Annotated in this window: 12 protein-coding genes; 5 read left to right on the forward strand and 7 right to left on the reverse strand. The window is 72.5% G+C overall.

Going from position 1 to position 14,596, the window contains the following annotated elements; translation table 11 throughout:
* Positions 1–10: 10 nt before the first annotated feature.
* Positions 11–979 (forward strand): 2,3,4,5-tetrahydropyridine-2,6-dicarboxylate N-succinyltransferase, encoded by a 969-nt coding sequence (gene dapD, locus DPA01S_RS04485; protein ID WP_061227636.1) that lies wholly within the window; start codon positions 11–13, stop codon positions 977–979.
* A gap of 108 nt (positions 980–1,087) precedes the next feature.
* Here the strand turns inward: dapD and dapC are convergent, their stop codons facing one another.
* The 3 genes from dapC to DPA01S_RS04500 all read right to left on the reverse strand — a co-directional run bounded on the left by dapC (position 1,088) and on the right by DPA01S_RS04500 (position 5,195).
* Positions 1,088–2,200: a succinyldiaminopimelate transaminase gene (dapC, locus tag DPA01S_RS04490; protein ID WP_217354149.1), complete on the reverse strand. Its 1,113-nt coding sequence runs from the start codon at positions 2,198–2,200 to the stop codon at positions 1,088–1,090.
* A gap of 5 nt (positions 2,201–2,205) precedes the next feature.
* Complete coding sequence (gene fdxA, locus DPA01S_RS04495) at positions 2,206–2,529, reverse strand: ferredoxin (RefSeq protein WP_007632557.1); 324 nt, start codon at positions 2,527–2,529, stop codon at positions 2,206–2,208.
* Between the two features lie 86 nt (positions 2,530–2,615).
* On the reverse strand, positions 2,616–5,195 hold the full coding sequence (locus DPA01S_RS04500) for a bifunctional FO biosynthesis protein CofGH (RefSeq protein WP_007632555.1): 2,580 nt from the start codon (positions 5,193–5,195) through the stop codon (positions 2,616–2,618).
* A gap of 100 nt (positions 5,196–5,295) precedes the next feature.
* On the opposite strand from DPA01S_RS04500, the gene DPA01S_RS04505 reads away from it, so the two are divergent.
* Entirely contained in the window at positions 5,296–5,949 is a 654-nt protein-coding gene (locus tag DPA01S_RS04505) for a PH domain-containing protein (protein ID WP_043568524.1), read from the forward strand.
* On the forward strand, positions 5,946–7,625 hold the full coding sequence (locus DPA01S_RS04510; RefSeq protein WP_061914284.1) for a PH domain-containing protein: 1,680 nt from the start codon (positions 5,946–5,948) through the stop codon (positions 7,623–7,625). The genes DPA01S_RS04505 and DPA01S_RS04510 overlap by 4 nt, the downstream gene beginning before the upstream one ends.
* Here DPA01S_RS04510 and DPA01S_RS04515 read toward each other — a convergent pair.
* The 4 genes from DPA01S_RS04515 to typA are packed head-to-tail and all read right to left on the reverse strand — an operon-like array spanning position 7,596 to position 12,775.
* The gene (locus DPA01S_RS04515) at positions 7,596–8,042 is read right to left on the reverse strand and encodes a hypothetical protein (protein WP_232303014.1); all 447 of its coding nucleotides are present in this window, start codon (positions 8,040–8,042) and stop codon (positions 7,596–7,598) included. The genes DPA01S_RS04510 and DPA01S_RS04515 overlap by 30 nt on opposite strands.
* Complete coding sequence (mshB, locus tag DPA01S_RS04520) at positions 8,039–8,935, reverse strand: N-acetyl-1-D-myo-inositol-2-amino-2-deoxy-alpha-D-glucopyranoside deacetylase (RefSeq protein ID WP_061227633.1); 897 nt, start codon at positions 8,933–8,935, stop codon at positions 8,039–8,041. The genes DPA01S_RS04515 and mshB overlap by 4 nt, the downstream gene beginning before the upstream one ends.
* Positions 8,932–10,839 (reverse strand): ABC transporter substrate-binding protein, encoded by a 1,908-nt coding sequence (locus DPA01S_RS04525; protein WP_232303015.1) that lies wholly within the window; start codon positions 10,837–10,839, stop codon positions 8,932–8,934. The genes mshB and DPA01S_RS04525 overlap by 4 nt, the downstream gene beginning before the upstream one ends.
* 13 nt (positions 10,840–10,852) lie before the next feature.
* On the reverse strand, positions 10,853–12,775 hold the full coding sequence (gene typA / locus DPA01S_RS04530) for a translational GTPase TypA (protein ID WP_061227631.1): 1,923 nt from the start codon (positions 12,773–12,775) through the stop codon (positions 10,853–10,855).
* A 359-nt stretch (positions 12,776–13,134) separates the two neighbouring features.
* Here typA and DPA01S_RS04535 point away from each other — a divergent pair, with 359 nt between their 5' ends.
* Together DPA01S_RS04535 and DPA01S_RS04540 are read left to right on the forward strand one after the other, a co-directional pair.
* Positions 13,135–13,815 (forward strand): Rv1157c family protein, encoded by a 681-nt coding sequence (locus DPA01S_RS04535; protein WP_007632545.1) that lies wholly within the window; start codon positions 13,135–13,137, stop codon positions 13,813–13,815.
* A complete protein-coding gene (locus tag DPA01S_RS04540; RefSeq protein ID WP_007632538.1) occupies positions 13,812–14,555 on the forward strand; it encodes an SIR2 family NAD-dependent protein deacylase in 744 nt (247 codons plus the stop codon). Before DPA01S_RS04535 ends, DPA01S_RS04540 begins: the two co-directional genes overlap by 4 nt.
* The last annotated feature ends 41 nt before the right edge of the window (positions 14,556–14,596 follow it).

Raw genomic sequence — 14,596 nt, forward strand, 5'->3', positions numbered from 1 at the left:
CATCGGGGCCATGAGTGCACATGGAGCCGTGGCCACCGGAATCGCCACCCTGACGTCCGACCACACCGTCCTCGACGTGTGGTACCCCGAACCGGAGCTGGGCGCCGCCTCCTCGAGCGGTCACGCCGTCCTGTCCGGCGACGAGGTGCCCGCCGAGCTCGCGTCCCTGACCGGGCCGGACGAGGACCGCGGGGTCGAGCGGGTGGCCGTGCGGGTCGAGATCTCCGACCTCACCGAACCACCGGCAGACGCCTACGACGCCTACCTACGCCTCCACCTGATCAGCCATCGCCTCATCCGACCGCACTTCGCGAACATGGACGGCCTGTTCGGAAAGCTCACCAACGTCGTGTGGACGAACTTCGGCCCCTGCGCCGTCCCGGGCTTCGAGTCGGTCCGGGCCAGGCTCCGCGCCCGCGGCCCGGTGACCGTGTACGGAGTGGACAAGTTCCCGCGCATGGTGGACTACGTGGTCCCGTCGGGCGTTCGGATCGCCGACGCCGATCGCGTCCGCCTCGGCGCGCACCTGGCCGAGGGCACCACCGTCATGCACGAGGGCTTCGTCAACTTCAACGCCGGGACGTTGGGCGCGTCGATGGTCGAGGGCCGCATCTCCGCGGGCGTCGTCGTCGGAGCGGACTCCGACGTGGGCGGCGGGGCCTCCATCATGGGCACCCTTTCCGGGGGCGGCAAGGAGACCATCTCGATCGGCGAGCGCTGCCTCCTCGGCGCCAACTCGGGCGTCGGCATCTCGCTCGGTGACGACTGCGTGGTCGAGGCCGGTCTCTACGTCACCGCCGGCACCAAGGTAGACGTCCGCGCCGGGGCCTGGGCGGAGCGCGAGCCGGTCAAGGCCGGTCAGCTGTCCGGGATGGACAACCTGCTGTTCCGCCGCAACTCCGTCTCCGGTGCGGTCGAGGCCGTTCCGTGGAAGCGCGAGGGCGTCGAGCTCAACGCGGATCTGCACGCCAACGACTAGAGACGCGTCCCGCAACGACAGGACGGCTCCGCACACCCCACTCGGGCGATGTGTGCGGAGCCGTCTTCTCGATGTGCTGTGCAGGACGCGGGGGCCCGGGCCGGGCGGTCAGGCCAGCCGGCGCACGGCCTCGTCGACAGTCGCGTCTGTGGCGGTGAGTGCGATGCGCACGTGCCGCGCACCGGCGGGGCCGTAGAATTCGCCCGGCGCCACGAGCACGCCGCGCTCAGCGAACCAGTCCACCGTGTCCCGGCAGCGCTCGTCGCGGGTCGCCCACAGGTAGAGCCCGGCCTCGGAGTGGTCGATCCGGAAGCCCGCGGCCTCCACCGCCGGCCGCAGACGCGCCCGGCGGGCCCGGTACCGCTCGCGCTGTTCGTCCTCGTGGGTGTCGTCTGTCAGGGCGACCGCCATCGCGGACTGCACCGGCAGCGGCATCATCAGCCCGGAGTGCTTGCGCACCGCGAGCAGCTCCGCCACCAGGGCGGGGTCGCCGGCGACGAACCCGGCCCGGTAGGACGCCAGGTTGGAGGTCTTGGACAGCGAGTGCAGCGCCAGCAGCCCGGTGTGGTCGCCGTCGCACACGCGCGGGTCGAGGATCGAGGGGGCCTCCCCCTCCCACACCAGGCCGAGGTAGCACTCGTCGGAGGCGACGATCACACCGCGGTCGCGTGCCCAGCCCACGACCTTGCGCAGATGGTCCACGCCGAGGACCTTGCCGCTCGGGTTGGACGGCGAGTTGAGGTACAGGAGCGTCGGCGACGACGGTCCGAGTTGCGTGAGCGAGTCCGCGCGCACGACCGTGGCCCCGGTGAGCAGGGCCCCCACCTCGTAGGTCGGGTAGGCGACCTCCGGCACGACGACCGTGTGGCCCGGGCCCAGGCCGAGTTGTGAGGGAAGCCCGGCGATGAGCTCCTTGGTGCCGATCGCGGGCAGGACGGCGTCGGTCGTCAGGCCGGTGACGCCGTAGCGCCGTGCGAGGGCGCCCACGGCGGCCTGCCGCAGTGCGGGTGTGCCGACGGTCGTGGGATAACCGGGTTCGGCCGCGTCGACGGCGAGCGCCTCGCGGATGACCGGGGCGACCGGGTCGACGGGAGTGCCGACCGTGAGGTCGACGAGCCCGTCGGGGTGAGCCGCCGCGCGGGAGCGCGCCTCGGCGAGGGTGTCCCAGGGGAACACCGGGAGCGCACGCCCGGGCGGTCGACGCTCCGGGCGCGACACCACCGGGTTCACTCCTGGTTCATGGGCGGGAGTGCCTTGATGAACGGCACGTCGTAGTCGACCTTGCCGACCTTGGCCGCCCCGCCCGGCGAACCCAGCTCGACAAAGAAGTCGGCGTTCGCGGCGTTGTACTCGGTCCACTCGTCCGGGACGTCGTCCTCGTAGAAGATGGCCTCCACGGGACAGACCGGCTCACACGCGCCGCAGTCGACACACTCGTCGGGGTGGATGTACAGCATCCGTCCCCCCTCGTAGATGCAGTCGACCGGACACTCCTCGACGCAGGACTTGTCCATCACGTCGACGCACGGCTCTGCGATCGTGTAGGTCACGTCAGCCACCTTCCTCGTAGCGGTATGGCCAGCATCGTATGCCACGACACACTCCGATGCCGAAGCCGCCCCACGCGCGGTTCCGGCTATGTGACGACCGCCACGTGAACGGGGCGCGGCGCGGGCCCGTACAGGGTGTCACGCCGGCGGGCCGGGCGACCGATCCCGGTGGCGATCTCCTCGATCTCCGCCGGCGACTTGGCCGAGCCGTTCTCCGCCCCCGCCATCCGCGAGATGGTCTCCTCCATGAGGGTGCCGCCCAGGTCGTCGGCGCCCGACCGCAGCATCGTCCGCGTGCCCGCCACGCCGAGCTTGACCCAGCTGGTCTGCACGTGGTCGATGGCCCCGTGCAGCATGATCCGCGCCAACGCGTGCACCGCCACGTTCTCCTCGCGCGTCGGCCCGGGACGGGCGGCCCCGGCGAGGTACAACGGGGCGCTGCGGTGCACGAAGGGCAGCGGCACGAACTCCGTGAACCCGCCGGTGCGTTCCTGGATCCCACGCAGGGTCCGCAGGTGCGCCACCCAGTGGCGGGGCGTGTCGACGTGGCCGTACATCATGGTCGAGCTCGAGCGCAGGCCCACCTCGTGAGCGGTGGTGACGATGTCGATCCACTCGGCGGCGGGCAGCTTGCCCTTGGTGAGGACCCAGCGGACCTCGTCGTCGAGGATCTCCGCGGCGGTGCCCGGGATGGTGTCGAGACCGGCGGCCCGCAGCTCGGTGAGCCATTCGCGTACGCCGACCCCGGAGCGCGACGCGCCGTTGGAGATCTCCATGGGGCTGAAGGCGTGGACGTGCATCGACGGCACCCGCTCCTTGACCGCGCGCACGAGGTCGGCGTAGCCGGACACGGGCAGGTCCGGGTCGATCCCACCCTGCATGCACACCTCGGACGCCCCGGTGACGTACGCCTCGTACGCCCGGTCGGCGACCTCGGCGGCGGACAACGAGAACGCGTCGGCATCACCCTTGCGCTGGGCGAACGCGCAGAACCGGCAGCCGGTGTAGCAGATATTGGAGAAGTTGATGTTCCGGTTGACCACGTAGGTGACGGTGTCCCCCACCACGTCGGCGCGGATCCGGTCGGCGAGCCCCGCGACGGCCGCCAGGCCGTCCCCGGTGGCGGTGGCCAGCGCGAGGTACTGCTCATCGGTGAGGCCGGCGGGGTCCGCCTCGGCGGCGCGCAGCGCGGCCACGACCTCGGCGTCGGCCCGCTCGGGGACCAGCGCCGCGGCCCCGAGCTCCGCCGCGCGGGCCCGGATGACGTCCCAGTTGCCGAAGGCCTCGCCGATGTCCGACCGGGTGTCCGTATTGCGGCCCTCGGAGTCGATCGCCGTGTGCAGATCGGTCCGTCCGCTCGAGTCCCAGTCGTCGTCGGGCTCCTGCCAGGGCCGTCCCTGCGGCTGCACCACCTCGTCGTCGTCGCCCGACACGGCCAACCCGCTGGCCGGGTCGGCCAGGGCGCGGACGTGGCCCGCCACCCGCGGGTCGATCCAGGCGTCTCCCCCGCCCACGTAGCGCGGATGGGCGGTGAGGCGCTCGGTGAGCGTCCACCCGCGCGCGGCGAGGTCCGCGGTGAGCTCGTCCAGGTGCGGCCACGGCCGCTCGGGGTTGACGTGGTCAGGGGTCAGGGGCGAAATGCCCCCCAGGTCGTCCACCCCGGCGTCCACCAGCGCCAGCACGTCACCCCGGTCGACGAGGTTGGGCGGTGCCTGCACGGCCACGCGCGGCCCCAGCACGAGTCGCGCCACGGCGATCGCGGCGAGGAACTCGTCCCGGTCGGCGTCGTCGGCCGAGCGCATCGCGGTGTCGGGCTTGGCGCGGAAGTTCTGGACGATCACCTCCTGCAGGTGGCCGAACTCGCGCGCGAGCCCGGCCAGCGTCAGCAGGCTCTCGGCGCGCTCGGTGCGGTTCTCCCCGATCCCCACGAGGATCCCCGTGGTGAACGGCACCGCGAGGCGGCCGGCATCGGTGAGGGTCCGCAGCCGCACGGCCGGGTCCTTGTCGGGGCTGCCGTGGTGGGCGGCGCCCGGGGTGGTGAACAGGCGGGTCGCCGTGGTCTCGAGCATCATGCCCATCGACGGCGCGACGGGCTTGAGCCGCGACAGCTCCGCCCAGCTCATGACGCCGGGGTTGAGGTGCGGCAGCAGGCCGGTCTCCTCGAGCACGCGGATCGCCATGGCGCGCACGTAGTCCAGCGTGGAGGAGAAGCCGCGCGATTCGAGCCACTCGCGCGCCTCGGGCCACCGCTCCTCGGGCCGGTCCCCCAGGGTGAACAGCGCCTCCTTGCAACCGGCCTCCGCGCCGCGGCGGCACAGCTCCACGACCTCATCGGGGTCGAGGAACATGCCCTGTCCGGCCGCGCGGAGCTTGCCCGGCACGGTGACGAACGTGCAGTAGTGACACCGGTCCCGGCACAGGCGGGTGAGCGGGACGAAGACCTTGCGCGAGTAGGTCACCACGCCGGGGCGTCCCTCGTCGACCAGACGCGCGTCCCGACGCGCGGCGGCCAGGGCCATCAGGCGGTCCAGGTCCCCGCCCCGCGCGGCCAGCAGCACCGCGGCCTCGGTCACGTCGAGCGTGAGGCCGTCGGCGGCGCGGCGCAGGGCGCGGCGCATGGCCGACGGCGTGGGCTGGGGATCGGCGGGCGGCACGGCGGGATCCATACCCGCGATGATGCCCCACCGCGGCGGCGGCGAGAGCGGAGCGGTGCTCCAACGGTGGTCACGGGCTTACCGGCGCCAGGCTGGCGTTACTGTTGTCGCCATGCCCGATCACGCAGTGCCCCTCCGCACGAACGGGGACCCCCTGGTCTCCTCCGCGGCGCCCGGCCAGGGGGGCGCCCACGCTCTCCGCGAGCCCCGTCCGGCCGACGACGGCGGCTCCCCCGACGTCGTTCCGGACGCCGGTGACGCCCTGCTCACCTCCAACCGGGTGCTGGTGACCGCGCCGCGGCACCGTATCGAGAAGCGGACCGCGTTGCTGTTCGTGATCGAGGGGATCTGGTCGTGGGCCGTCCTCGCGGGCCTGCAGGTCGCCTGGTTCTACTGGGGTGACAACGTCATGGGCTTCTGGAACTGGGTCGCCCTGGGCGTGACGGTGCCGTTGGCGTTCATGGGCATCGTCGTGGCGCCGTGGTGGCGCTACCTGGTCGCCCGGTGGGACGTGTCGGACACGGCGGTGTGCTCGCGCCAGGGGTGGTGGACCACCCAGTTCCGCATCGCCCCGTTGGCGCGACTGCAGAGCGTGTACACCACGCGGACGCTGTTCGAGCGCTGGTTCGGCCTCGCGACGGTCAACGCTACCACCGCCTCCGCGCAGGGGACGGTGCAGATCCGCGGCCTGAACCTCGCGGACGCCGAGGCGTTGGCGCAGCACCTCATCGCGATCGCCAACCTGGACGCGGGGGACGGGACGTGACCGCGCCCGGCGCGGGGGGACGACCTGACGGCGACGACGACGAGGGCCGCTCCCCCGTCGACACCGCCACCGCCCCGGAGGCGGGACCGGCGGAGGAGGTCCTGGCGGCCGACGAACCCGCGGCGGCGGAGAAGGTCGACCCGGAGGCGCCGTGGGAGCGCCTGTCGTGGCGGATGCTGCTCGTCTATCCGCTCGGGATGCTCACCCGCCTCCTGCCGCTGTTCCTCGTCTCCCTCTGGCTGGGTTCCAACCGGAGCAACTACTGGTTCGAGATCGTCATCGTCTCGATGGTGATCCTCGGTGGCGTGCTGCGGTGGCTCTCGACCAGCTACCAGGTCGGCCGCACGCACATCATCCTGCGCAAGGGCTTCTTCAGCCGCCAGGTCGTCACGGTGGCCCGGCAGCGGATCCGCAGCGTGGACACCGAGTCCGACCTGTTCCACCGGGTCCTGAGGGTCTCGATCGTGGAGGTGGGCACGGGCCGCGCGGACTCGGGTAAGTCGGACGCCGAGCGGTTCCGCCTCGACGCGATCGACACGGCGCTCGTGGAGCCGCTGCGCGACGAGCTGCTCAAGCACCGGCGGGCGCTGGATCCCTCCCTCTCCGAGGAGGACGAGGTCCAGTGGGGGTCGAAGTACGGCGAGGACATCGCGCAGTGGAAGGTCACGTGGGCCCGGTTCGCCCCGTTCTCCTTCATCGGGTTCGGCGTCCTGTTCTCCCTGTGGCTCATCACGTGGCAGATGGGCGACATGCACGACCGGATCATGGACCTCGCGGTGGTCGAGGGCACCATCGCCTGGCTGGACTCGCTGGGGCAGCCGTGGGCGTTCGTGGGCAAGGGCGTCGCCATCTGGGCGGTCGCCGGGGTGCTGGCGGTCATCACCTACGCGATCCGCTACGGCAAGTACGCGCTCACCGACCACGGCCAGCTGCTCTACGTGCAGAACGGTGTCCTGCGCCGTAAGCACCAGGCGCTGGACAAGGCCCGCCTGCGCGGCGTGGAGATGCGCCTGCCGGTGTACCTGCGGATGCTCGGGGGCGGCCGCCTCGAGCCGATCATGACGGGCACCAAGAAGGGTGCCACGGCGTCCACGCTGCTGCCGCAGGCACCGATCAAGGACGTGCGCCGCGTGGCGATCCGCATCCTCGGGGACCCGACGCCGGTGACCGTCCCGCTGCGTCGTCACCCGTGGAAGGCGGCGCGGCGTCGCATCACGCGCGGCCTGCTGCCCTTCTGGATCGTCGCGGGATTGATCGTGCTCGTGCGGATCGACTCCGGCCCGTCCGCCGACATCTGGGTGGAGTGGGGAATCCCGGCCGCGCTCGTGCTCTTCCTGCTGCTCGCGGCGGACCGCATCCGCATGCTCGGGCACGCACTCCTGCCGGGGATGCTCGTCACCTCGCACGGGTCGTGGACCGCCAAGCGGACAATCCTCGAGGCCGACGGGATCATCGGATGGACCGTCACCCAGTCGGTCTTCCAGCGTTCGGCGGGCGTGGCGACGGTGGCGGCGGCGACCCCGGCCGGCAACGGCGTCTACTCCGTGATGGACATCGATGCCGACGAGGCGTGGGCGCTGGCCGAGGCGCTGACGCCGGGCATCACCGACGTCTGGCACCACGACGCCGACCCGGGCGGCCGCGTGTCACCGTCGTTGGGGGTCCGGCGCGGGTGAGACCCGCAGGGTGGCCACCCACAGCGGGATGAGGCCGCCGAAGACCAGCAGCGCCAGACCGCGCAGGCCGACGGGCACCGGCATGTCGCCGCCCGGGCCCAGTTCGAGTGCGACGAGCGTGAGGATCCACACCAGGGCGGGGAACGCCGCGACGATCCTCCGGTCCGACCACGTCGAGGCGACGCGCACCAGGAACAGCGACCAGGCGCCCGCCGCCAGCACGCTGACGGGCATCGGCACGGGGCCCAGGTACATCGTCAGCCATGCCGAGGCCAGCACGCAGCTGGCCGCCGCGCCGATCGCCAGCAGCACCAGGGCGACCCCGAACTCGACCGCCGAGGCGGGCCGGGCCGGGCGGACCGGGTCGGTAACCGTGGGCACGGCGGCCGCACCGGCCGCACCGGCCGCGGCGGTCACGACGCGTCCCCGCGGAGGCCGTCGAACAGACGGGCCGAGCCGGGCTGGCATGTGACGTAGGGCCCGTCGTCGCCGGACCGGTCGTGGGCGATGTACCACTCCACCTGCGGGACGGGCTGCAGGACGCCGTTGGTCAGGGCGAGGAACCACGGCTCCCCCTCGGGCCCGGGCACGAGCTCGAGCTGGGTGGCGTGCCCGGTGAGGGCCTCCAGCTTGGCGGCGTAGTCCGCGTCGTCCAGCGGGACGCGGTGGGTGAGGCGCGAGTCCGGCACGGAGGGCAGTTCCTCCGGTTCGGCGTGACGGAGGTGGGCGGGCGGCTCGGGGTGCGTGCGGTCGAGCTCGGAGCGCGCGGTGACGGTCCACGCCACCCGGTCGGGCCGGTGGGCGGACTCCTCGATCGCGGCGTGCACCACCTCGTGGGCGCGGATGTGGTCCGGGTGTCCGTACCCGCCACGGGGGTCGTAGGTCACGACGAGGTGGGGCCGGACGTCGTCGAGGACCGCCACCATCTCGGCGACGGCCTCGTCACCGGACCGGACGAACGCGCGCGGATGGTGGGCCGACGGCGTGCCGGACATCCCCGAGTCCCGCCAACGGCCGGCCCCGCCGAGGAATCGGGTCCGGTCCACGCCGAGGGCGCGCAGCGCGATCCCGAGTTCTCCGATCCGGTACCCGCCCAGCTGGTCGGCGCGGTCGGCGACGAGCCCGGACAACGCATCTCCGAGGACCTCCCCCTCCTCGCCGAGGGTGCAGGTGATCACGCGGACCTCGGCGCCGGCCGCGACCAGCGCGGCGATCGTGCCACCGGTGGTGATCGCCTCGTCGTCGGGATGAGCGTGCACGAACAGGGCGCGCAGCCCGTCCGCGGCCGGGGTCGCGGGCGTCGGGGTCATCCGGTCCTCCTCCAGGTGCGTGCGGTGTCGAAGACGTCGGTGACCGGACGCGTGGCCTGTGCCCCGCCGTCGGGATCGGTGCCTGACCCGCTCACGTCGACCCCGTCGGTGGCCAGCAGCAGGGTGGGGCGCACGAGCGGCACACGCAGCGCCAGGTCGGCGACGCGTTCTCCCGCGGCGACCAGATCGGGTGTGGCCGTCGGTGCCGATGCGTCCCCGCCGGACACGCCCAACGCGCGGTCGAGCACGGGATCGCAGATCCCGGAGACGTCGGAGGCGCGGGCGGTGGCGTCCCGGCCGATCGTCCGGGGCGGGGAGGTCGGGGCGGTACTGGTCGCGCCGGCGCTCACGGTCGTGTCGGTGGTGCGGCGCTGGCGGCTCCGGCCGGTGTCCGGCTCGGGCGGGGACAGGCTCGGCACGGTCGTGCGGGGCCGGGCCGGTGTCGTGGTCGCCTCCTCCGACGTGGCCGAGCCGGACGTGGACGCGGACGCGGACGCCCCCGATCCCGGTCGGGGAGCGGCCGGGGCGCAGGCGAAGCGGGAGACGGCGGCGAGCTCCGGCTGCCCGTCGGTGCTCTGCCAGCCGACGACGGCGTCGACCAGACCGTGCGGCAACGCGTCGGCGTACAGAGCCGTCGACCCGAGTTCCCACACCCGGGCGCCGATCCCGGCGCCGCGCAGCTGGTCGGCGACGGAGTACGCGGCGGTCACGGCGCGGTCGTCGGTGGCCTCGACGCCGAGCGTGAGGGAGAGCGGGACCTCGTCGCGCTGCCAGCGCGGACCGGTCAGGGCGAAACCGGCTCCCGTCAGCGCGCGTTCGGTCAGCGCGGGATCGGCGGTCGTGGTCACGGCGGACCCGGCCGGGAAAGGATGGGATGTCACCTCGGGCCGCGCCTCCCCCGTGACGACCCGCCCGATCACCTGCGGGTCGAGAGCGGCGGCGACGGCGCGACGGACCGCGGGCTCGGACACGGTCGGGGCGACGGTGTTGAACGCCAGCTCCAGCTGGGCGGTGCCGGCCAACGGCGTGCCCGTCACCCCGGGGACGGTCTCGGAGACGTCCCTGGCCACCGGCGTCGCGGAGACCAGGGCCATCGACCCCGGACCGTCACGCAGGGCCGCCCCGAGCTGGCCGGGGCCGGTGGCGCGGCGGACGACGATCTGCTCGATCTCCGGGGCCCCGGCCCAGTAGCGGTCGTTGCGGACGAACTCGATCTCGCCACGGCCGATGTCGGCCGCACGGATCATGAACGGCCCCGCGCTCATCACCGGCAGCGCCTCCATCGAGCCCTGGAAACCGTCGGGGGCACCCTTGAGGATGTGCGCGGGCAGCATGTGCTGGAAGAGTGACCGCCAGTGCGCGGGTACGGACTCGAAGACGACGTCGACGACCTTGCCGCCGGCGCCGGAGCGCACGTCGACGATCTGCTCGTAACCGGCGGGGTCGACTACGCCGGGCTGACCGGTCATCTGCCGCCACAGGTACTCGAAGTCCTCGGCCGCCACCGGGACGCCGTCGGACCACTGGGCCTGCTGATCGATGGTGTAGCGGATGGTCTCTGGGGCGTCCGGCAGCGGTGCCGCGGACAGCAGCAGGTCGCGGTTGAGGACGGGCTCGCCGTCGACGCCGGGGACGAACGCGCTGGGGAGCAGCAGCGAGGCGACGAGGTCGGTGTCCGCACCCTGGTCGGCGAGGAGGTGTGGGTTGAACCCCGCCTCGACACGGTCGAGCGCGAGGAGGATGCCGCCGTCCGTGAGACTGACGGCCGTGCCGTCGGTGCGGTCGTCGCCCACGACCGTTGGGGGTGGGGGGTCGGCGACGCAGCCGGAGGCGACGACGAGGGCGAGCGCGGCGCCCAGTACGGCGGATGCCCGCCGGCGCGCGTACACCCCCGTCGTCCTCACGGCCTCACCTGCGTCAGCTGACGGACTGCTGCTCGCGGGACTTGGCCTTGCTGCGGGCCTTGGCGCGCTCGGTCGCGGTGAGCGCGACCTTGCGCACGCGGATCGCGTCGGGGCCGACCTCGACGCACTCGTCGCCGGCGCAGAACTCCATGGCCTCCTCGAGCGAGAGGTTGCGGTGCTTCTGCAGCGTCTCGGTGGCGTCGGAGGTGGCCGAGCGCATGTTGGTGAGCTTCTTCTCCTTGGTGATGTTGACGTCCATGTCCTCGGAGCGCGGGTTCTCCCCCACGACGACGCCCTCGTACACCTCGGAGCCGGGCTCGATGAAGAAGTCGCCGCGATCGGCCAGGCCGAGCAGCGCGAACGCGGTGGCCTTGCCCGCGCGGTCGGCCACGAGGGAGCCGGTGTGCCGCGAACGGATCTCCCCGACCCACGGCTCGTAGCCGGCGGACACGGAGTTGGCGATGCCGGAGCCGCGCGTCTCGGTCATGAAGGTCGTGCGGAAGCCGATCAGGCCGCGGGCCGGGACGAGGAACTCCATCCGGACCCACCCGGTGCCGTGGTTGCTCATCTGCTCCATGCGACCCTTGCGTGCGGCCATGAGCTGGGTGACCGCGCCGAGGTACTCCTCGGGCACGTCGATGGTCATGTGCTCCATCGGCTCGTGGACCTTGCCGTCGATGCGCTTGGTGACCACCTGGGGCTTACCCACGGTGAGCTCGAAGCCCTCCCGGCGCATCGTCTCGACCAGGATGGACAGCGCCATCTCACCGCGGCCCTGCACCTCCCAGTCGTCGGGACGCTCGGTGTCGAGCACCTTGAGGGAGACGTTGCCCACGAGCTCCTGGTCGAGGCGCGCCTTGACCATCCGTGCGGTGAGCTTGGTGCCGCCGTTGCGTCCGGCGAGCGGGGACGTGTTGACGCCGATGGTCATGGAGATCGCGGGCTCGTCCACGGTGATGGCGGGCAGCGCGACCGGGTTCTCCGGGTCCGCGAGGGTGTCGCCGATCATGATGTCGCTGATACCGGCCACCGCGACGATGTCGCCGGCCACGGCTTCCTCGGTGGGGACGCGCTCGACGCCCTCGGTCGCGAGGAGCTCGGAGATCCGGACCGACTTGGTCTCCGTCTCGTCGTTCGGCAGATGGTGGATCCACGCGACCTGCTGCCCTTTGCGGAGGCGGCCGTTGTGGATGCGGACCAGGCCGATGCGGCCGAGGAAGTTGGACGCGTCGAGGTTCGTCACGTGCGCCTGCAGCGGGGCGTCGGCGTCGCCACGGGGGGCGGGGATGACGTCGTAGAGGAGCGAGAAGAAATCGTCGAGGTTCTCGGCGTCCGGCTCCTGGCCGTTGGCCGGCTGGGTCGTGGAGGCCTTGCCGGCGCGACCGGAGGCGAACACGACGGGGAGTTCGAGGGCGCGCTCGGCGGCGGCCTGGGCATCGGGGTCCTCGAGGTCCGAGGCGAGGTCCAGCAGGAGGTCCTGGGCCTCCTCCACCACCTCGTCGATGCGGGCGTCCGGGCGGTCGGTCTTGTTGACCACGATGATCACCGGCAGCGACGCGGCGAGCGCCTTACGCAGGACGAAACGGGTCTGGGGCAGCGGACCCTCGGACGAGTCGATGAGCAGCACGACGCCGTCGACCATCGACAGGCCGCGCTCGACCTCACCGCCGAAGTCGGCGTGGCCGGGGGTGTCGATGATGTTGAGGACGAGATCGGCACCGCCGGAACCCGCGCCCGGGCGGCGGACTGCGGTGTTCTTCGCGAGGATCGTGATGCCCTTCTCGCGCTCCAGGTCCCCCGAGTCCATCACGCGGTCCACGAGCTCGGCGCGTTCGTCGAATGCGCCCGACTGGCGCAGCATCGCGTCGACGAGGGTCGTCTTGCCGTGGTCGACGTGCGCGACGATCGCGACGTTACGGAACTCGGTCTGGGCCATACGCTGGGTTCTCCCTCGGAGGCTTTCGGCGCCGAGGCGGCTGGGGTCGCCGCCGGGGCGCGTGGCGCGGGAATCGGCGGGGTCTCCCGCGTGATCCACAAGCGCGTCCGGTCGAGCGCGCGTTGCGTGACCACTTTACCCGTTGATCGGCGCGGCGCCGCTATCCCGACCTCCGCCGGTGCCGTCCGTGCGCGCGCGATGTTATTTACATCACGCACAACATCTGTAACATCAGACCCAGCAAGCTCGCCAATCCGGCTCCGCGTGTCCCCGATACGGGGGCACTGTGAGAACATCGAGCGGTCGCCCGGTCGGCCGCCGACCGGTCCGCCCGCCCCTGCCGAAGAATGGACTCGCCAGTGACCCGCCACTCGCTCAGGACCTCGCTTCAGACCCTCGGCCTCGGAGCCGCCGCCGCCGTCGTGCTGGGGCTAGCCGCCCCCGCCACCGCCGGCGCCCAGTCGCTCGACGAGCTCGGGCGCCCGACCGAGCCCGTCCTCCAGGCGATCGAGGACCTCGCCGCGCAGCAGTGGATCCCCGAGGAGACCCGCGGCACCATCGCCCGTCTCGTCGGTTTCTTCCGCGGCACCGGCGAACCCGGCACGCCGCTGCCGGAAAACGGGCCGGTCCTCGCGCAGTTCGCCTACCCGACCATCATGCAGCATTGCATCGGCGGGGAGCAGACCGCCGTGGGCGCCGCGACCGCGGTGCCCGGCCCCGCCGACCTCCCGCTGCCCGGCATAGCGCCCGGTCATCTCGGTTTCATCTTCACCGCGCTGGGCACCGAAGGGGTCGCCGCCCAGCAGGCCCAGCCCATGACCGTCGACTGGTTCAACATCAACAACGGCCGTCGCGGCACGACCGTCCTGGGATACAACGGCCTCAACGAGGGCGGCCCGGCCACCATCAACGGGGTCGCAGACACCGGCCCCGGGCAGGTGCTCATGCTCCTGCAGGGCGGGGTCACCACAAACCTCGAGAACGGCGGGACCTCCAACTGCGTCGCCTTCCCCACTGTGGGGACCGCGCACGTCAGGTGATCACTGCGCACGACCTCAGGGAGGCCCGATTCGCCCTCGCCGGTGACGGGTCTCTCGTCGTCCTCTCCGGCGCCGGGATGAGCGCCGAGAGCGATGTGCCCACGTTCCGTGACGCGCAGACCGGACTGTGGGAACGCTACGACCCCGCCGCGCTGGCCACCTCGGAGGCGTGGGCGCGCGACCGCGACACGGTGTGGGCCTGGTACCGCTGGCGGGAGAACCTGATCTCCCACGCCCAGCCGAACGCCGGCCATCTCGCGGTGGCCCGCGCCGCGGAGCGCCGCGACGTCATCGTCGTCACTCAGAACGTCGACGACCTGCACGAACGCGCAGGCTCCCCGGTCGTGCACCACGTGCACGGCAGCCTCTTCTCGCACCGGTGCGACACCTGCGGAACGCCGATGGACGTGGGCCCGCCACCCGTGGCGGCCGTCGGCCGTCTCGCACCCCCGCACTGCATCGCCTGCGGCGGCCGGGCCAGACCTGGGATCGTGTGGTTCGGGGAGATGCTCCCCCCGGGCCCCTGGGAGGAGTCGGTAGCCGCGATCGACAGGGCTGCCGCGGTCCTCGTCGTCGGCACCTCCGGGCTGGTCCACCCTGCGGCCTCGCTCCCCGACCTCGCCGCCGAGGCCGGCATACCCGTCGTGGAGGTCAATCCCGGCCCCTCAGGCCTGGCGCCCGCGGTGACCGTCCACGTCCGGGCCACCGCCGGCGAAGCCGTGCCCGAGATCCTCTCCTGACCCGCTGGAGATGGCGTGGACAGGCCCCGTCGGCCGGACTA

This window comes from Dietzia papillomatosis NBRC 105045 (assembly GCF_001570845.1).
Classification (GTDB): domain Bacteria; phylum Actinomycetota; class Actinomycetes; order Mycobacteriales; family Mycobacteriaceae; genus Dietzia; species Dietzia cinnamea.

Excerpts from the sequence above, each read along its gene's own strand:
- dapD (WP_061227636.1), top strand. The coding sequence starts at position 11 with ATGAGTGCACATGGAGCCGTGGCCACCGGAATCGCCACCCTGACGTCC.
- DPA01S_RS04500 (WP_007632555.1), bottom strand. The coding sequence starts at position 5,195 with ATGGATCCCGCCGTGCCGCCCGCCGATCCCCAGCCCACGCCGTCGGCC.
- DPA01S_RS04505 (WP_043568524.1), top strand. The coding sequence starts at position 5,296 with ATGCCCGATCACGCAGTGCCCCTCCGCACGAACGGGGACCCCCTGGTC.
- mshB (WP_061227633.1), bottom strand. The coding sequence starts at position 8,935 with ATGACCCCGACGCCCGCGACCCCGGCCGCGGACGGGCTGCGCGCCCTG.
- typA (WP_061227631.1), bottom strand. The coding sequence starts at position 12,775 with ATGGCCCAGACCGAGTTCCGTAACGTCGCGATCGTCGCGCACGTCGAC.